Source organism: Candidatus Limnocylindrales bacterium, from assembly GCA_035626395.1.
Taxonomy (GTDB): Bacteria; Desulfobacterota; Binatia; order UBA1149; family CAITLU01; genus DASPNH01.
Genome location: DASPNR010000044.1, coordinates 47,285 through 65,544 on the forward strand (window position 1 = coordinate 47,285; position 18,260 = coordinate 65,544).

At 67.8% G+C, this 18,260-nt stretch carries 13 protein-coding genes; all 13 read right to left on the minus strand.

The genetic code is table 11. From position 1 onward, the window contains the following. Positions 1–107 precede the first annotated feature (107 nt). Positions 108–1,079 (minus strand): NAD-dependent epimerase/dehydratase family protein, encoded by a 972-nt coding sequence (locus VEC57_19650; GenBank protein ID HYC01357.1) that lies wholly within the window; start codon positions 1,077–1,079, stop codon positions 108–110. Further along, positions 1,076–1,957: a glycosyltransferase family 2 protein gene (locus VEC57_19655; protein HYC01358.1), complete on the minus strand. Its 882-nt coding sequence runs from the start codon at positions 1,955–1,957 to the stop codon at positions 1,076–1,078. Before VEC57_19655 ends, VEC57_19650 begins: the two co-directional genes overlap by 4 nt. A 22-nt stretch (positions 1,958–1,979) precedes the next feature. Beyond that, entirely contained in the window at positions 1,980–3,053 is a 1,074-nt protein-coding gene (locus tag VEC57_19660) for a glycosyltransferase family 2 protein (GenBank protein ID HYC01359.1), read from the minus strand. Beyond that, a complete protein-coding gene (locus tag VEC57_19665; GenBank protein ID HYC01360.1) occupies positions 3,050–4,183 on the minus strand; it encodes a glycosyltransferase in 1,134 nt (377 codons plus the stop codon). The genes VEC57_19660 and VEC57_19665 overlap by 4 nt, the downstream gene beginning before the upstream one ends. A gap of 10 nt (positions 4,184–4,193) precedes the next feature. Continuing rightward, positions 4,194–5,495 carry a nucleotide sugar dehydrogenase gene (locus VEC57_19670; protein ID HYC01361.1) on the minus strand — a complete coding sequence of 434 codons (1,302 nt, stop codon included), beginning with the start codon at positions 5,493–5,495 and terminating at the stop codon, positions 4,194–4,196. A 3-nt stretch (positions 5,496–5,498) separates the two neighbouring features. Further along, positions 5,499–7,133, minus strand: coding sequence for a glycosyltransferase family 39 protein (locus VEC57_19675; GenBank protein HYC01362.1), 1,635 nt, complete (start codon positions 7,131–7,133; stop codon positions 5,499–5,501). A 2-nt stretch (positions 7,134–7,135) separates the two neighbouring features. Then, positions 7,136–9,112 carry a sulfatase gene (locus VEC57_19680; GenBank protein ID HYC01363.1) on the minus strand — a complete coding sequence of 659 codons (1,977 nt, stop codon included), beginning with the start codon at positions 9,110–9,112 and terminating at the stop codon, positions 7,136–7,138. A gap of 27 nt (positions 9,113–9,139) precedes the next feature. Next, the gene (locus VEC57_19685) at positions 9,140–10,111 is read right to left on the minus strand and encodes a glycosyltransferase family 2 protein (GenBank protein ID HYC01364.1); all 972 of its coding nucleotides are present in this window, start codon (positions 10,109–10,111) and stop codon (positions 9,140–9,142) included. Between the two features lie 41 nt (positions 10,112–10,152). After that, the gene (locus tag VEC57_19690) at positions 10,153–11,379 is read right to left on the minus strand and encodes a glycosyltransferase family 4 protein (protein HYC01365.1); all 1,227 of its coding nucleotides are present in this window, start codon (positions 11,377–11,379) and stop codon (positions 10,153–10,155) included. Further along, complete coding sequence (locus VEC57_19695; GenBank protein ID HYC01366.1) at positions 11,376–13,031, minus strand: alkaline phosphatase family protein; 1,656 nt, start codon at positions 13,029–13,031, stop codon at positions 11,376–11,378. The genes VEC57_19690 and VEC57_19695 overlap by 4 nt, the downstream gene beginning before the upstream one ends. Positions 13,032–13,033: 2 nt before the next feature. Further along, positions 13,034–14,902: a sulfatase gene (locus VEC57_19700; protein ID HYC01367.1), complete on the minus strand. Its 1,869-nt coding sequence runs from the start codon at positions 14,900–14,902 to the stop codon at positions 13,034–13,036. 3 nt (positions 14,903–14,905) lie between these two features. Continuing rightward, positions 14,906–17,011: an alkaline phosphatase family protein gene (locus VEC57_19705; protein HYC01368.1), complete on the minus strand. Its 2,106-nt coding sequence runs from the start codon at positions 17,009–17,011 to the stop codon at positions 14,906–14,908. Positions 17,012–17,078: 67 nt separating this feature from the next. Continuing rightward, positions 17,079–18,245, minus strand: coding sequence for a glycosyltransferase (locus VEC57_19710; GenBank protein HYC01369.1), 1,167 nt, complete (start codon positions 18,243–18,245; stop codon positions 17,079–17,081). Between the last annotated feature and the right edge of the window lie 15 nt (positions 18,246–18,260).

The window sequence follows — 18,260 nt, forward strand, 5'->3', positions numbered from 1 at the left end:
AAGAGCCGGTCCGGCTGAAGTCAATTCGCCTGGTTCTGTGCACACTAGAAAGGAATCGGGTGCAATGGCCGTCGCAACCCGCTGGCCCGCCACTAGTTTTTGACCTTTTATGGTCGCACGGCCTGGCCAGCCGCCCCGCCGCCGAAGCGGGCGCAGAACGCTTCCCACGTCCGGGCCAGCCCCTCCTCGAATCCGACGAGCACCTGGTATCCGAGCGCCTTTCGCGCGGGCTCGATGTCGGCCTGGCTCTTCCGGACGTCGCCAGCACGAGCCGGCGTGTGCTGCCTCTCCAGCGGATGGCCGACCGCTTTCTCGAGCGCGGCTGCGATGTCCAGCAGGGTGAAGCTGCTGCCGCAGGCGATGTTGAAGACGTCGCCCGCCACGCCCTCGGCCTCGGCCGCGAGCAGGTTCGCCGAGACCACGTTGGTGACGTAGGTGAAGTCGCGGCCCTGCAGTCCGTCGCCATGAACGACCAGCGGCTCGCCGGTGAGGGCCCAGTTCATGAACTTCGGGATCACTGCGGCATAAGCTGAGTCGGGACGCTGCTTTGGGCCAAAAACATTAAAGTATCGCAGGGCCACTGTCGGCAGGCCGTAGACGCGCCAGAACACGCGCGTGTAGCTCTCACCCGCCTGCTTGGTGGTGGCGTAGGGAGAGACCGGGTCCGTGGGCTGGCCGACCCGCTTGGGCAGCTCCTGGCTGGCGCCGTAGACCGAGGACGAGGAGGAGAAGACCACGCGCGAGACTCCGGCATCCCGCGCCGCCGTCAGCACGTTGAGCGTGCCCGTCACGTTGACCTCGTTGCTGGTGGCGGGGTCCTCGATGGAGCGCGGGACCGATCCCAGCGCCGCCAGGTGAAGGACGTGCGTGACGCCGCGCATGGCCTCGCCTACGGCGGAGGCATCGCGGATGTCGCCGCGGACCAGCTCCACGTCGCTGCCGAACTCGTCGAGATTGCTTTCCAGTCCGGTTGCGAGGTTGTCGAGCACGCGCACCGCCTCGCCGCGCGCCAGCAGCTCGGCGACGATGTTGCATCCGATGAAGCCGGCGCCGCCGGTGACGAGCCAGAGCTTGCTCAGGACGCTCTCTCCTCGCCGTCGGTGCGCGCCGCGGCCGACATGCCCGGCGGCTGCGCCCCGTGCGACGCGGTTGCGGAATGCGACGTGCTCACGGCCCTCGGCGACACCGCCGGAGGCACGGTGCCCATCGACGACCAGCCGTGCGCGCTGACGCCGGGCCGGTGTTGCGGCGGCGGCATGCGGTCGAGCACGTTGAACTTGAAGATGAACCACAGCGCGGCGACGCCGTCGCGCCAGGTGATCTTCTTGCCCTCTTCGTAATCGCGCCCCCAGTAGGAGATGGGCACTTCGTAGATGCGGCAGCGCATCTGGGCCACGCGCGCCGTCACCTCCGGCTCGAAGCCGAAGCGGTCGGTCGTCAGCCGCATCGTCTTGAGCACCTCGGTGCGGAAGACTTTGTAGCCCGTCTCCATGTCGGTGAGGTTGAGGTTGGTCAGGACGTTCGAGAGCAGGGTCAGCACGCGGTTGCCGAGCTGGTGCCAGAAGAACAGCACGCGGTGCGCGCCGGCAAGGAAGCGCGATCCGTAAACGACGTCGGCAACACCGGCACGGATCGGCTCGAGCAGCGTCGGATACTCCATGGGGTCGTATTCCATGTCCGCGTCCTGCACGAGCGTTACGTCACCGGTTGCCGCAGCCAGCGCCGTGCGAATGGCGGCGCCCTTGCCGCGATTGCGCTCGTGGAAGTAGATCTTCAGCGACGGGTCCTGCTTCTGCAGCCGTTGCAGCAGATCGCGCGTACCATCGACCGAGAAATCATCGACCAGGATGATCTCGGTGCGCACGGGCACCGCACGAACGCGTGCGATGACGTTCTCGACCGTGTGCAGCTCGTTGTAGACCGGAATGAGGACCGAAACGGTCAGATCGTCGTTCATGCCTGCTCCTGCATCCTGTCCATCAGCGCTGCGCCGAGGCGGCCGCGCCGGCCGGTGGTACCTCGCTGGCCTGTTGTCGCGAAAGACGCGGCGGCTCCGGCTCGGGCTGCCGCCACCGCGAGGCGAAACGCACCAGGCCCACGAGAAATCCGGCGGCCCAGCAGTGATGGATCATGGCCAGCGCCAGAGCCAGACGCGCCTTGTCGGCCATCGTCCCTTCACCGCGCGCGGCCACCATCAATACGAAGACGACGTAGGTTGCCAGCGCCGCCAGCCCTATCCACACCAGCGGGCTCCACAGGAGGCCGAGCAGCAGCGATGCTGCGATGGCGGCCTGGAAGGCGGGCGGAACGAAGTGGCGTACGCTCATCTGGCGCGGGTGCTTCTGCAGCACGCGCACCTTCCACAGCCCGTACTGGTAGAACTGCCGTGCCAGCGCGCTCCAAGACTCGCGGTTCTGGTACAGCGAGCGCATCGCCGGCGAGACCACGATCCTGCCCCCGGCCTTGCGGATGCGATAGCTCAGCTCGTCGTCCTGGTTGCGCACCAGCTCGGCGTCGAACAGGCCCACGCGCTCGAAGACGGCCTTCGGCCACATGCCCATGTACACGGTGTCGCAGGTGACCTCTTCGGTGGCGAAGTGAAATTGCGCGCCAATGCCGAAGCGGGAGTGCATGGCGCGCGCGATCGCGGTGGCGATGGGACCGCCGCCGCGGCAGATCATGGGCCCGCCGACGTTGCTGGCGCCGGTTCGCTGGAGCAGCTCGACCCCACGGCGCAGGTAGTCCCTCTCGAGCACCGTATGCGCATCCACTCGCGCGATGATCTCGCCGCGCGCCGCGGCGATGGCGAGGTTCAGGCCGGTCGGCACGATCAATCCAGGGTTGTGGATCACCCGCACGCGCGCATCGCTGGCCGCCAGCGCCGCCAGCATCTGCGGCGAGCGGTCGGTGGACATGCCATCGGCGACCAGGATTTCCATGCGGTCGTGGGGATAGTCCTGCGCCAGAACGCTTCCGAGACAGCGCTCGATCCAATCCTGCTCGTTGCGCATCGGGATGATGACGCTGACGAAGGGCAGCACGGCATCGCTCATTGCAGCGCCCTCGCCTCGTCGTAGACGGCGCGCGTGCCGGCGATCATCGCCGGAATGGAAAAACGCTCGCGCGCCGCGCGGCGAGCCTGCTCGCCGATCCTCTGTCCGAGCGCGGCATCGCCGGCCAGCTCGAGCGCGAATTTCGTGACGGCCGCTGCGTCTCCGGCCTCCACGAGGAAGCCGCTGGTGCCGTGGTCGATGACCTCGCCGGTGCCGCCCACGCGCGTGGCGATTACGGGAACTCCCGCCGCCATGGCTTCGAGAACGACGTTCGGCGTTCCCTCCCAGTCCGACGTCAGCCAGAACTGATCGAGACCGGCCAGAAATCCTGGCACATCGGCCGTCGTTCCGGGCAGCCGCACCGCCGCGGCCAGCCCGCGCCGCTCGACCTCGGACTGATACCTCTGGCGCAATGAGCCATCGCCGACGATGATGAAGTGCGCATCGGGGCGCTGGCGGCGGACCCGCTCGGCCGCATCCAGGAACATGTCGAGGTTCTTCTGCGCCTCGATGCGGCCCACCGTGCCGATGCGCAGGCCGCTGTGTGCGCGCCGCTCGACGTCAAAGCGCGTGGTGTCCACGCCGTTGTAGACGACGCGCATGAGATGCGCCGGCGCGCCGTAGTTGTCCACGGCAAAGCGCGCCATCTCGCGCGAGTTGCAGATCACGGTGCACGAAGACCGCATCGCCTGCCGCATGATCGCGCGCCGCACCGGATGCGGCTCCAGCTTGCAGTTGCGAGCCGAGGTCACCAGCGCCATTCCCCTTGCAAGACGGGTGGCCAGATAGGCGTAGGCGCTGGCCAGGAACAGGAACGCGTGAACGATCTGGATGCGGTCCTCGCGCAGCGCGCGTGCCAGCGCCAGGACGCGGCCGACGTCGAAGCTCCCTCGCGAGGCGAGCACCCGCACCGGCACGCCCGCCTCGCGCAGGCGCTGGCCATAGGGCTGATCCTTCCCCGAAAGACAGTAGACGACGGGATGGCACTGCTGCAGCAGGCCGCGCGCGAGCTCGTAGAGCTGGCTTTCGGCGCCGCCATAGGTGAGCTGGCCGATGACCAGCCCGACCCGAAGCTGCTCCTGTGCTCCGGCGCCGCCGGCGCCCGCTTCCTTGCTGAATCCCTGCCCCATCGCCGACGGCTCATACGCGCAGGATGTTGTCTCCGGTGATGCCCTTGAACGCGTTGCGCGTGTCGACGATCAGCGGGGCATGCTTGGCGATGAAGGGGCGATCGAAGCTGCTGTGGTCGGTCAGCAGAAGGACCAGGTCGGCGGACGCCAGCCGCTGCTGGTCGAGCGCCACGCCCTGCACGGTCTTGCCGCGCAGCTCGACCTGCGAGACGAAAGGATCGCAGAACGTGATGTCGGCCCCCTTGTCGAGCAGCAGCGCCATCACGTCGAGAGACGGCGACTCGCGCACGTCGTCGACGTCGCGCTTGTAGGCCACGCCGAGCGCGAGGATCTTCGATCCCTTCAGCGAGCGGCCGCGATCGTTGAGCGCGTCCATCACCTTGGAGGCCACGAATTCGGGCTTCTGCGAATTGATCTGCCCGGCCAGCTCGATGAAGCGCGGCTCGAACCCTTCCGCGCGCGCCTTCCAGGTCAGGTAGTGTGGATCGACCGGGATGCAGTGGCCGCCCAGGCCGGGACCGGGATAGAAAGGCATGAACCCGAACGGCTTGGTGGCGGCCGCGTCGATGACCTCCCAGACGTCGATGCCGAGGCGATCGCACATCATCGCCATCTCGTTGACCAGGGCGATGTTGACGCTGCGAAACGTGTTTTCGAGCAGCTTGACCATCTCCGCCACGCGCGGCGAGCTGACGCTGACGACCTTGTCGATGCAGCGGCCGTACAGCGCGCAGGCGGCCCTGTTGGCCGCCGGGGTGTGCCCGCCGACGACCTTCGGAATCGTGCGCGTGTTGTAGTCGCGGTTGCCCGGATCGGTGCGCTCGGGTGAGAACGCGACTTCGACGTCCTTGCCGGGCTCGAGCCCGGCATCGCGAAGACGCGGCAGGACGATCTCCTCGGTCGTTCCGGGATAGGTGGTGCTCTCCAGGATCAGCAGCTGTCCCGGCCGCATGTACTGGACCAGGCTGTCAACCGCATCGATGACATAGGAAAGATCCGGCTCGCGGGTCTTTCGCAGCGGCGTCGGCACGCAGACGTTGATCGTATCCAGCTCCGCCACCGAGGCGAAGTCCGTGGTCGCATCCAGATGACCGCTGCGGACGAGCTCGGCCACGCGCTCGGTGGGAACGTCCAGAATGTAGGACCGGCCGGCCTTGATGGCGGCGACCTTGCTCTCGGAGACGTCGATGCCCATTACCCGCAGGCCCGAATGGGCCAGCTCGACCGCCAGCGGCAATCCGACGTAGCCGAGGCCGACCACGCCCGCGCGCGCGTTGCCGCTCGCGATCTTCTCTTCCAAGTTCATGCTCATCGATCACTCCGTCTCGGTATCGTTTTTCGTTCCCGGTCCCACGCGTGCCGTCTCCTGATGGCGCACCTTCTCGACCTCGGCGGCCGTGATCGCCCGCCGCGGCGTGAAGTCGTACAGCACACGATAGGGTCCGACCTGGGCTTGCTGGTAGCGCACATGGTGGCGCTCCAGAAGCTCCTGCATGGCCACGTGCTGGCGCTTGGTGGTCTGGTCGTCGCGGAACACGTAGCAGATGGAGTCCGCGGCCTCCACGACCGCGCTGTAGGCCGGATAGCGGTCCTTCTGCAATGGGGAAAGCACCACCGTCTCGTTGCTGGCGAAGACCAGGTGGTACATCGGTGCGGCGCTGTAGCAGGCGCTGATGCCCTTGGAGCGGATCAGCTCGATCAGCGCCAGACCCCGATCCTCATCGGCCGCCGGCGGCAACGAAGCCGCGTCGACCCAGCTGGCAACGTTGAAAATCATCACTGCAGCCAGCCCCGCGTGGACGGGCCGCCGCCAAGGGCCACCCGACCGCGCCGCCAGCACCGCCGCAAGGATCGCCGCGATCGGATAGGCCGGAAGCATGTAGCGGGGGCTGACGTAGCCGACCAGGAACGTGACGACGGCGAAGATGCCCAGGAGCTGGTCCGAGTGCAGGCCCGCCCAGCCGCCCGGCCCGCGCCGCGGCCGCGCAGCCCACAGACCCGCCGCGAACACGGCCAGCGGCAGCACGAACAGCGCTCGCCGCACGCCCGCCAGCGGCCCGCCGGTCTTGGAGTCCTGGCTCATGCCGAGGCGCTCCACGCCTTCGCCCGGCGGCACGCCGAAGACGATGCCGAGCTTGTCGAACCCGTCACCGAGCGCGCGGACGCGTTCGGCAGCGCCGCGCTGGGCCCAGCTCTGGTCGCGCTCGGCCACGTCGACACGGTTGAGAACGAGCGCCTTGCGGGCCAGCGAGCGCGCCGTGGCCAGCGGATGCGCGATGTTGTAGCCGATGAGCAGCGAGGCCCCGAGCAGCAGTCCGACGACTGCCGGCGTCCAGCCTCGCCGGTCCTCGCGGTGCCACAGCACCAGCATCGCCATGACGCCGAGATAGGCGGCCACGAGCTGGTTCACCCACAGCGCAATGCCCGAGACCAGACCGAGCAGGAATGCAGTGCGCGTATCGCGGCGGTGGTAGATGTAGAAGTGCCAGAAGGCCAGCATCACCAGGAACACGAGCAGGATGTGCTCGACGAAGCCGCCACGCGCCTTCAGGTTCCATTGCAGGAAGTACATGGGCGCGACGGCCACGAGCGCGGTCGCCCAGCGTGCCACCGCCACCGAATAGATGCGGTAGGCGAAGTGATAGACCGCAACGCCCACGGCAATCGAGAACAGGAATGTCACCAGACGCAGCGAAACGAAGCTGACGCCAAAGAGCGCGAACGCCAGCGCCGCGCAGTACGCCTCGAGCGCTCCGAGGTAGGACTGCCCGTAGAAGAAGACCGGCAGCTCGCGCCCCTCCAGGATGTGCTTGCCCATCAGGCCGACCACGCCTTCGTCGGCAAGGTAGACGTCGACCTCGCCTCCGCTGACCAGGCCGTAGTTCGTCAGCATGTAGATCCGCCACGCGAGGCCGACGGCAACGGCCGTATAGAACGCGTAGCGGTTCATGATCAGTTCAGGTAGCCGAGCGAGCGCAGCGTCTCGGCCGTCTTCTCGTCGATGACGACCTCCGAGATTCCCTCGCTGCGAACGCGCCGCTCGAACAAGCGCCAGCGTCCGTCGAGCCAGTCGCGCATCGTCCACGTCAGCGGAGCGGCCACGGCGCCGGCCGGATCGAGCGAGGCGCGCTCGCCCGGATCGCTGCGCAGATCGAACGCGAAGAGGGAGCGGTTGTTGAAATGGTGGATGATCTTCTGCCGGTTCTCGATCTGCGCCACCTGGATGTTGAGCGTCCCCTTGCGGTAGAGCTCGGCGTACACCGGACGGGTCGTGGCGGGCGTCGCGCGGACCATGAACGGGCTCAGGTCGCGCCCTTCCATGCCCGCCGGCGTGGACAGCCCCGTCAGCGACAGCACCGTCGGCGCAATGTCGATGATGCTGGTCTCGCCGGCGACTCGTCGCTGAACCGCCTGCACGCCCGGAGCCTCGATCACCAGCGGCACCGCGATCACCTCTTCGTACAGCGTGCGGTGATGCCCCTTGTTGCCGTGCTCGAAGAATTCGTCGCCATGATCGGCGGTGACGACGATCAGGGTCTTGCCGGCGATGCCGAGGCGCGCAAGGTCGGCGCGCAGCTTGGCCAGGTGGTCGTCGACGAGGCGGATCTCGCCGTCGTAGAGCGCGATCAGATGCTCGAGGTCGCGCGGGTCCATGCCGGCGCGGATCTTGTTGTCGAAGTAGAAGTTCTCGCCGGTGACGGTGCCGCGGTAGTCGGGGTCGAACATCGTGTCGTAGGGCGGGCCCGGCGCATAGTCGTAGTGCACGTCCCAGTAGTGAAGGAACAGGAAGAACGGCTTTTGTGCGTTGGCCTCCAGCCACCGGGTCGCCGTCTCCTGCAGCTTGGGCGCCGTCACGCTGCGGTAGGATTCCTCGTTGGTGGCGAAGTAGATGGTCTTGTCGTCGTACTCATCGAAGCCGCGCGCAAAGCCGTAGCGCGAATTGACGTACGGTGCCGAGACGATGGCATGCGTGGCGTAGCCGGCGTCGGCGAAGGCTTCGGCAAGAGTGGGAACGCTCGCGCTGAGGGCGCGGTCGTCCGCGACGACGCCGTGCCCCAGCAGGCTTCGTCCGGTCAGCAGCGACATGTGCGAGGGAAGCGTCCACGACGTCGTGCTGCTGCAGTTCTCGAACAGCACCCCGTTTCGGGCCATGGCGTCGATCGTCGGAGACGTGGGCCGGCCGTAGCCGTAGGCGCTGAGGTGGTCGGCGCGCAGGCTGTCGATCGAGATGAGCACGACGTTGTAGCCGCGCGCCAGCGAAGAGGGCGCGGCGGGCGGCTCCGGAGACTTGACGGCAGCGGCGGCGGCCACCCACAGGGGAGCCGTCATGGTCACGAGCAGTCCGGCGGCGACCACGGGCCTGGCGGCGCCTCGCGAGAGAACGGCGAGCGTGGCCGCGCCGGCGATGGCGAGCACCGCCAAAGCCATGACCAGGCCGTCACCCAGGGCGGTCCGCGCAAGCGCACGCGCGACATTCGTGATCGCCGTGTTTTCCGGAAGCCGGAAGCCGATGAAGAAATAGACCAGATGCACCAGCAGACAGATGCAGGCCACGACGGCTAGTGCGCGCCCCAAGGAGCGGCGGCGGTCACGCTGGCTGCCGACTCCGAACATCCCGGCCAGCGGCGTCAGGAGCAACGCCAGGACAATGGCGACGCCGCAGTTGATCGCGACCAACTCGGGCGCCATCGAAAGCTTGGGTGCGATCCCCTGACCTCGAAAATGCCCGAGCATCACCGGCAGCGGCACATACTCGGCGGCGGCGAAGTAGAGCTTGGTGAAGGCATCCCACGTCTGCAGCGTGAAGAATCGGTAGGGTGCCAGCAGCAGGTCGCGATGCAGGAGCGCCAGCACGCCGGTCTCCACCAGCGCCTGCAACACGCCCAGCGTCAGGGCCGCGACCGCCATATCCAGGAGACGACGTTGCATGGAATGACCCGCTTTGCGGCCGGCGCCCTACGGCCGCCGCGCAACCGCGCCTGCCGCCGGCAGGCCGATGCGATCGCGCACGATGTAATGCGGCCGCTGCTTGACCTCTTCGAAGATGCGCCCGACGTACTCGCCGATGACGCCGAGAGAAAGGAGCTGGATGCCGCCGAGGAACAGCACGATGACGACGGTGGAGGTCCAGCCCTTGATCGTCACGTCGCCGAACAGGCGCGCCAGCAGGAGGTAGCCCATGTAGCCCAGCGTGCTGGCCGAAACGAGCAGGCCGATGTTGCTGACCAGACGCAGCGGCACGTACGAGTAGGAAACCAGCCCATCGAACGCGAGCTTGAGAAGCTTGCCGAAGCTGTACTTGGAGTGCCCCGCGAAACGGGCGTCGCGCGCGTACTCGTATCCGATCTGACGGAACCCGGCCCACGTGCGAAGGCCGCGCACGAAGCGGTTGCGCTCGGGCATGGCGTCCAGCACCTCCAGGACGCGGCGGTCCACGAGCGAGAAGTCTCCGGTGTCGAGCGGAATGTCCAGATAGGAGACGTGGTGGAGTATCCAGTAGAACGTCTTGTAGGCGGCGCGTTTGACCACGCCTTCCTTGCGCTTCTGGCGAACCGCGTAGACGACCTCGTAGCCTTCGCGCCAGCGGGCGATCAGCGCCGGTAGAACTTCGGGCGGGTCCTGCAGATCGCCGTCCATGGCGATGACCGCCCTGCCGGTGGCGTGGTCGAGGCCGCAGGTCAGCGCCGTCTGGTGCCCGAAGTTGCGCGAGAAGCTGATGGCCTTGAAGCGCGTGTCGCGTCGATGAAACTCGCGCAGCATCTGCTCGCTGCGGTCACTGCTGCCGTCGTTGACGAAGATGACCTCCCAGCTCTCGCCGGTCTGCTCGAGCACCGGCCGGATGCGCGCGTACAGCGTCTCCAGCGTCTCCTCTTCGTTGAAGATGGGGATGACCACCGAGATCGTCGGCGTCTCCTCTGCTTGCCCCACCGCGTTGCTCCTTTCCACGATCGGATTTCCCCCTGCCCCGCTCATGCCGCTGCCGCTACGCCCGCCGTCACCGACCGATAGATCGGCGCCAGGCGCGCGAGCAGCGCCTCCCACGTCAGCGACGTCAGGTAGGTTCTTCTGGCCTCAGCTCCCAAGGCTTCCACCAGAGCGGGGTCGCCGGCGCAGCGAGCGATGGCGCCGGCGAGCGCGGCGGCATCGTCGTCCGCGACGACCAGGCCGTCGACGCCGTGCCGGATCAGCTTGGACCCGCAGCCGGCCACGATCACGGCCTTGCCAGCGCTCATGTAGTTCAGAAGCTTGATAGGATAGCCGGATCCGAGGCGTCTCGGTAGCGCAAGAACGTCGCAGGCCCCCACCACTGCGCGAGCCTCGGCATAGCCGCATACCTCGAGCAGCCGGACCTCGTCGCCCAGGCCGCGCGCGCGAGCGGCCTTTTCCAGCAATCTGGCGCTCTGATGGGAGGCGATGACCAGGCGGACGCGGCGTGGCAGGGAGGCCTGCCGGCCCAGCTCCACCGCCGCGTCCAGAAGAAGGAGAAGGTTCTGATAGGCGTCCAGGTTGCCGCAGTAGCCGACGACCAGCTCCTCGGGCGCCGCCCCGATGCGCCGGCGCGCCGCCGCATCGGACGGCTGCGGCCCGTCGTCGCACACCGCCGGCGGCAGCACGGAGAGGCGGCCCTTCGCGCACCCGGCTTCCACAAGCCTGGCCGCGCTGTACTCACACAACGCAATGGCGTGATCGGCCCGCCGCGGGATCGCCCGATCCAGGGCGCGGCCCACCCGTCGTGCCAGCGCCTGCGACCATGGGGCTTCGAAGTACGTCTCCAACTCGTCCCCGAGCAGATTGTGGCTGTGGTAGATGACCGGAACGCCCGTTGCGGCTCGCGCCACGAGCGCTGCGGCCGCGGCCTCGTAGTTGTGCGCGTGGACGACGTCGATGCGCGCGCTGCGCGACAGATCGATCAGCGCCTTGGCCAGCATCGCATCCAGCACCGGCTTGAGCGGCGTCGGACCCGACCGTGCCGAATCGTCGCCGGGAAGGCGGCGGATGCGATGGTGGCGATATCCGCGATCGAGAACACGGTAGCCCTGCCCATAGGTGAGCAGATGAACCTCGTGACCCTGGCTGACCAGCGCATCGGCCATCTGCCCCACGAAAACCTGCGATCCTTGCGGAGACGGGAATGGGCAGGCAGCGACAAGGGCGATGCGAAGCGCGCCGGCGCCCTGCGGAGAAGTCGAGGTCACGGCAGATATCCGAGCGCCCGCAGCCGCTGCTCGACCTCGCGCTCCTCTTCCGCCGAATAGGCCACGTCTGCTGCGCAGTCCTCCCAGGCCTGCCCGCTTTCGAGCGTGCTGCCGGGCTGCGCCAGGGCGCGTCCTTCCATGAAGGGCGACGGCGCCACACCCGCCATCGCAAGGGCGGTGACGCCGCAGTCGGCCAGGGTGCAGCGCTCGCGCGACGAAGCAGCGGATATCGGCGGCCCGCACAGAAGGCCGATGCCGGTGGGGCGATGCATTCCGCTGGTGGCGTTGCCCTTGGCGCCGCTGGTCTCGCCGCTTCGAAGGCGCCGCAGCCACGCCCGCTCCTGTCCGCCTCGGCTTGCGATCGCGCAGTAGGAGTAGCCGTCCGGCTCGCGCAGCTCGAGAACGAGGTCGGGCACCTGGTGCGCATACGGACCGGCGCACACCTCCTCGCGCCGGCGCACCCTACGCACGACAGCGCCGCCGTCGAAGGGATCGCGCAGAGCCAGCAGCGCCTGCGAAAGCCGCCCGATCACGTGCTCCGCTTCGTGCGGCGCGACGATTCCGGCCGGCTCGCGACCGGCAAGGTTGAGCCAGATCGACGGATGATACGGCAGCTCCTCGCTGTAGGCGCTGGTGGCGCTCCAGTCGATGCCGGTAAGGCGCCAGGCCGACTCCAGCCGTGCGGCCAGGCGCGGCATCGCGCCAAGCAGCGGCGCCTGCCACGGCTGCGGCACGGCCGACAACGCCGTGCGCCGCAGCGCGCCCGCAAGACGCGCCCCCGCGGCGACGCGGGCAAAGCTCAGGAAGCCGGCATCGGCAAGGACACGGTTCCACGCGATGGCGCGGTCGGAGGCCCCGCCGCAGCCGTGATCGGAGAGCAGCAGTACGGTGCAGTCGTCGCCGGCCGCGGCCATCAGCTCGGCGAGTCCGCGATCGAGTGCGCGATAGACCTCCTCGATGGCGGCAGCCGGCCCCTCGCCGCGATGTCGCGGCGAAGATTCGTCGTGGAACTGCCAGAAGTGGTGCGCGACGGTGTCGCTCTCCATGTAGTGAACGGCGAAGACGTCGAAGCTGCGCTCGCGCAGCAGCTCGCTGACGATGCGCGTGCGCAGCGCGACGTTCGCGAGCAGGCGCTCCAGCGTTCGCTCGTGCCAGCCTGGGCCGATGCGCGTCTGCGGCACCGCCTCCACCGCCAGCGCGCCGTGACGCGCGACGATCGTGTCGGCCAGCGAAGGCGGGTGACAGAAGCCGCGCGCCTGGCTCGCGCCGAGCGGCGTATCGAAGCCGCACACTTCGATCTCGCAGACCCGCTCGGCCGGATAGGTGGCAGGCATCGCATAGACGCCGACCCGGCATCCGGCCGCGGCCATCTGGCGCCAGATCGTCGGCAGGCGCCGATGCGTCGAATTCAGGAACTTCACGCCGTAGGAGCCGGCGCGGCGCGCGGTGAAGTCGGTGATGCCGTGCATGCCCGGGCCGGCCGCGGTCATGAACGTGGTCCATGCGGGAAAGGTCACGGGCGGAACCGTCGACTCGACGTCGAACGTGCGGCCGCGCTCGGCCAGTGCCGCCAGCGTCGGCATCGCGCCGGCTGCCATGAAACGGTCCGCCAGCGGCCAGGCGGCGCCGTCCCAGCCGACGATGAGCAGCATGCCTACTCCGCGTACCCCAGCGACCGCAGCTTTTCCTTGGCGGCAGGGTCGATGGCTCCGCTCTCGCCGGCCACGGCGCGAGCCGCCGCCATCTGCTTGAGCGCATCCAGCGTGCTGCGCAGCTCGGCGACCACGTCGGGATGATCGGCGGCGACGTTGCGGGTCTCGCCCGGATCGGCCGCGATGTCGTAGAGTTCGACCGGGGCGAGGCCGCGGGGATTGCCTTCGTTGGCGGTGATGAGCTTCCAGCGCTCGGTGCGCACTGAATGCAGGATGTTCCCCTCGTGGTCCTCTTCGGCGAACAGCGCCTGCGGGACCGGCGTCTGCGAGAACAGGTCGCGGCCCTGAAAGGCCTCGGGAATGGAGACGCCCGAAGCGGCCAGGATCGTCGGCGCGACGTCGAGGAGCTGCGCCCACGTCTTGATGCGCGTGCCGGGCTTGACCGCCGCCTGCGCGCTCTTGGGCAGCTTGACCAGCAGCGGCACGTGCATCTCGGTGTCGTACAGCGTGGTGCCGTGCCACCAGCCCTTGTGCTCGTAGAACTCCTCGCCGTGATCGGCCACCAGCACGATGGTCGTGTTGTCGTAGACGCCCGAGGCCTGGAGCGCCTCGATCAGATTGGCGATGAAGCGATCCATGTAGACGATGTTGTCCGCGTACAGCTTCATCATGCGGTCGCGCTGCGAGGGATCCGGGTGCGGTGTGTCCACGCGAGCGATGGCGTTGCCGTTGTAGGGGATCTCGAAATACGGATCGTGTGGATCCATGTAGTGGATGACGGTGAAGAACGGCTCGCGTGAGTTGCGGTCGAGCCACGGCAGCGCGCCGCCGTTGACCGTCTGCGCATCCTGGTAGTAGTTCTGCACCCACTTCTGCTTGGAGAAGAAGCGCTCGCGCACCAGGCGAATGCCGCTGTAGAAGGACAGCTTGGAACCCGAGTCGGTGGCGCCGAAGAAGAACGCCGGCGACAGGTAGTAGTATTCCTGGAATCCCTGCTGGAACTGGAACGAAGGCGCCACGTTGATGTTGGTGACGTAGCCGACGGTGCGGTAGCCGGCCTCGCGCATCGCCTCTGCCACCGTGGTGACGCCCTCGGGCAGCAGGTCGGTCTTGTACATGACCTTGTGCGAGCTCGGATAAAGCGAGGTCATGATGGTCGCCACCGACGGCCGCGTCCACGACGAGTTCGTGTACGCCTTCTCGAACAGTACGCCGTCGGACGCCAGACGGTCCATTCCCGGCGTCTTGATGCCCGTGAGCTTGTAGGCGCCGACGTGGTCGGCGCGCAGCGTGTCGGCGATGATCAGGATCGCATTTGCACCCTGCGCCGTACCGGCCTCGGGCGTCGGCGGTGAGGGAATCGCGACCGCGTTGAGCAGGAACGTCGCGCCCGCGCCGACACCGACGAGCACGCCGCCGACCAGAAGAGACGCCAGGATCGGCGCGCCGCTGCGGGCGATGCGCAGCACGAATCGGCGCACCAGCCAGAAGACCAGGATCGCGCCGATGAGCAGCCCGACATGGACGATGATGCCTTGCGCGCTCCCGATCGGCAGGTTTTCGGCGAACACGTCGCGCACGATGCGGAAGCGCGCCACCGCCAGCCCAAGCAGCGCCGCGACGGTGCCGGCACAGAAGCCGGCCGAGGCCGCGCTGTCTCGTGCCAGGAAAGGAAGGATGACCGTGCCGAGACCGGCCCCGCCGCCGATGGCGGTGCCGATCAACCCGTAGGAGATGGCGCCGAAAAGGAACACGCCGAACTCTTCGGCGCCGCCGCCGAGGGCCACCACGACTGCTTCGACCAGGCCAACGAGCGCGCCGCCAATGAAGCCGCCGATGGCGCCGGCGATGATCTTGCGCAGTGCCTGCATCGTCTACTTGCCTCCCGGTGCAGCGATGGCCAGTGCCTTGCCGTCGTAGCCGGTGGGCACCTCCACGCCGAGAAGGGTCAGGATCGTGGGCGCCAGGTCGCCGATGGCCGGGGCCGCCGCGTCGATCTTTCTGTTGCTGATCAGGATGCCCTCGGTGATCGAGGTCTGGGTGGTGGCGTGGTCGCCGCTCCACTTCTTCTCGTTGTTCTCGAACAAACCTTCGGGTGCGCCGCCCAGCGGCGTGGCCGACGAGACGCGGTAGCCCGAGACCATGCCGATCTGAAGATCCTGCGCATCGGCCAGGCGCTCGCCCTTCCAGACTTCCTTGGCCAGGTAGACCTCGGCCACCACCGGCTGGCCCGTGTCGGGATCGAGGACCCGCTTGAGCTTGTCCGCGATCTCGCGCGCCAGTGCGTCGTACTCGGCGCCCGGCGCCACGATGCCCTTGCCGTCGCGCCCCTTGACGTTGAGATAGATGCCGCCGACCCCGAGCGCATAGGCGCGCGTCTTGGACCAGTCGACGTCCTGCAGGAACTTGCGGTCCGTCGACTTGGCGCCGCCCTTGAGCGTCATGAACCCTTCCTGGACCAGCCACGTGTTGACGTTGAAGCCTCGCTTCCAGCTGTGGAAGCCGTGATCCGAGAGGATCAGCAGAACGTCTTCCGGCTTCATCTTCGAGCGCACCTTGCCGATGATCTCGTCCATTCGCAGGTAGGTCTTCTGGATCGAGTCCCCGTACTTGGCGGCCAGCGCCGCGTCGTACTTCGGATGCGACGGATCCATGAGGCGGAACATCATGTGCGCCGTGCGGTCGGTCTCGACGAAGACCGAGATGAAGAGGTCGGCGTTCTTCTCCTCGAGCTCGCGCAACGTGATGGTCTCCGTCTCAGCGAACGTGTCCCAGACGTCCTGCATGAACGCCTCGTCGTCGATGCGCTCCTCGTTCAGGCCCCACGTCTCGTGGTTCCAGCCCACGGTCTTGAAGTCGCCGACGGCCGAATGCAGATCGGCGGCGTAGCCGTGCGGCTCGGTGACGGCGATGGCCGGGTCGGCCGGATCGTAGTTGATCGGCGACAGATAGAGCTTGATGTTCGGCTGCGCCTCGAGGAGGCGGAAGCGCGCCATGCCGGAAATGCTCGAGAGTGCGGTGACGCGGAAGGACATCCTGAACCAGTCGCTCCACTCGCCGATCCTGATCGTCTCGGTACGGCCGTCCAGCGTCACCTGCACCGAATCGGCCCCGGCAGCTTTGATCCGCAGCGGCACGGTCAGGCGCGCGTGCTTCTCCTCGAGCGGATTGGCCGGGCCTTCGATGGTGGTCTCGACGTCGGTCGCGTTGGCCAGCGACATCACCTTGCCGCCGAGCTCGGGAGCTGCCGCCTCGCGCGGGCTCATCTCGCTCGACCAGTAGTGGAACGTGCCCTCGCTGCCGCGGATGTCGGGCACGCCGAGGCCGCCCTGGCCGTAGCCGTGCTCCATGGGCTCGAGCGGGAAGATGCACGGCACGCGCAGCACCACCGAACGCTTTCCGGCGCGGTCGGCGGTTGTCCAGAAGGCCTCGCCCGACATCGTCGTCGTGAACGTCTCGGGCTTCCTTGGGATCAGGTTGAACCAGTACTCGGCGTTGTGGCTGACGGCGCCGGTGCGGTCGGGCAGATACGTCTTGGGATCGCGAAGGATGAAATCGAAGATGCCGTGGCCGCCCGGATTGCGTCCGGTCGTGAAGGTGGACCAGGCGGTGCAGGAGGCCGGAGGGGTCGTCGTCTGCAGGCGGTGGAAGGACCCCTCCTCGATCAGCTTGGAGATGTTGGGCAGCTTGTCCTTCCACTGCTGGACGAAGTCGGGGTCGACGCCGTCGAAGCCGAGCACGATCACGCGCTTGTCCGGGGCCGGTCCCTGGTCGCGGCGTCCCTCGCCGCAGCCGGCGGCCGTCGCGAGGACGGCTATCGACAAGGCAGCCGCGGCCGCGCGGGCGAAAGGCGGCACCGTTGCCGTTGCGGTGCCAGTCGCGCCTGCCCATGCCGGCATGGCGATGCCGGCGCTCGTGGTGGTCGTGTCAGTTTCCATCATCCTCGTCGTGTTGCGCAGCGCCGCCGAAGGCTGCTGCATGGCAAGCGGAGTTTTTCGTCTGTCGCAGTCGCTGGCTTGGACCGCACCCGGAGTCAGGGGCGGCGGGTCATTCGGTGTTGACCCTTTTTCCATCAAGAAGACGCACGTACAAATCTTCGATCTGCCCCACCATGGCGCGGGCGGAGTACCGCTCCACCACCCTTTGCCGAGCGTTGTCGGCGATCTGAGCACGCAGGCCCGGCGATGACAGCAGCATCGCGAGGCGCTGGGCCATCGCCCGATGGTCGGGATAGTCCACGAGGTATCCGCTGCGGCCTTCCTCGACCTGCTCGGGAGCCCCACCGACGGCCGTGACCACCACCGGGAGCTCCATGGCCATCGCCTCCAGGATGGCATTGGACATTCCTTCGCTCTCCGACGGCAGGACGAAGATGTCGAAGCCGCTCAGGACCTGCGGCATGTCGCTGCGGCGGCCGAGCAGATGGATGGCCTTTTCGAGACCGAGCTGGCGCGCCAGCGCCGCCGGCTCCTCGGGCATCTCATCGGCGCCGGCGATGACGACGTGAGCGTCGGGCACGGTGCGGCGAAGCTCGGCCATCGCCTCGAACAGCATGCGGAACCCCTTGCGAGGCCGGAACGTGATCGCGGTTCCCACCACGGGCTCGTCGCGCAGGCCGAGCTCGGCGCGCAGCCGGGCCCGGGCGTCGGCGGCGATGGAGGCACGCGAGAAGCGGTCGATGTCGATGCCGCTCGGAATCATCTCCATGGGAGCCGCAAAGCTGCCTTCGATCGTGCGGGTGAACTCGAGGACCTGCGGAGAGTTGCCCGTAACCGTATCCGAAAGGCGATTGGACACGGCGACCGCAGCGCGCTCGGCCCGTCCTGAGGGCTCGTGGAGACCGCGCTTGCTGGTCACCACCACCGGCACCCCGGCCAGACGCGCACCCACGGCTGCATAAAAATTTCCGCGCAGCAGATAGCCGTGCGCGACCTCGACACGGCCTCGGCGAAACGCGGCGACCAGGCGCGACAGGCCGACCAGATCACGAGGGTCGCGCAGCGTGCCCCGCATGCCGAACGTGGTCACGGGAACGTCGAGAGAGCGCGCCGTCTCCAGCAGATCGCCCTGGTCGCGCAGCGCGAACAGGCGCGGCCGGAAGCGCGTGCGGTCGAGAAAGCGAAAGACCTGGAGAAGATGGGTCTGCGTGCCGCCGGTGATCATCGAGGCGATCACGTAGGTCACCTCGATCGGTCTCTGTGATCGTATAGCCACCGGCTTGCCCGCCCC

Excerpts from the sequence above, each read along its gene's own strand:
- VEC57_19655 (HYC01358.1), bottom strand. The coding sequence starts at position 1,957 with ATGAACGACGATCTGACCGTTTCGGTCCTCATTCCGGTCTACAACGAG.
- VEC57_19660 (HYC01359.1), bottom strand. The coding sequence starts at position 3,053 with ATGAGCGATGCCGTGCTGCCCTTCGTCAGCGTCATCATCCCGATGCGC.
- VEC57_19665 (HYC01360.1), bottom strand. The coding sequence starts at position 4,183 with ATGGGGCAGGGATTCAGCAAGGAAGCGGGCGCCGGCGGCGCCGGAGCA.
- VEC57_19670 (HYC01361.1), bottom strand. The coding sequence starts at position 5,495 with ATGAGCATGAACTTGGAAGAGAAGATCGCGAGCGGCAACGCGCGCGCG.
- VEC57_19675 (HYC01362.1), bottom strand. The coding sequence starts at position 7,133 with ATGAACCGCTACGCGTTCTATACGGCCGTTGCCGTCGGCCTCGCGTGG.
- VEC57_19680 (HYC01363.1), bottom strand. The coding sequence starts at position 9,112 with ATGCAACGTCGTCTCCTGGATATGGCGGTCGCGGCCCTGACGCTGGGC.
- VEC57_19695 (HYC01366.1), bottom strand. The coding sequence starts at position 13,031 with ATGCTGCTCATCGTCGGCTGGGACGGCGCCGCCTGGCCGCTGGCGGAC.
- VEC57_19700 (HYC01367.1), bottom strand. The coding sequence starts at position 14,902 with ATGCAGGCACTGCGCAAGATCATCGCCGGCGCCATCGGCGGCTTCATT.
- VEC57_19705 (HYC01368.1), bottom strand. The coding sequence starts at position 17,011 with ATGCAGCAGCCTTCGGCGGCGCTGCGCAACACGACGAGGATGATGGAA.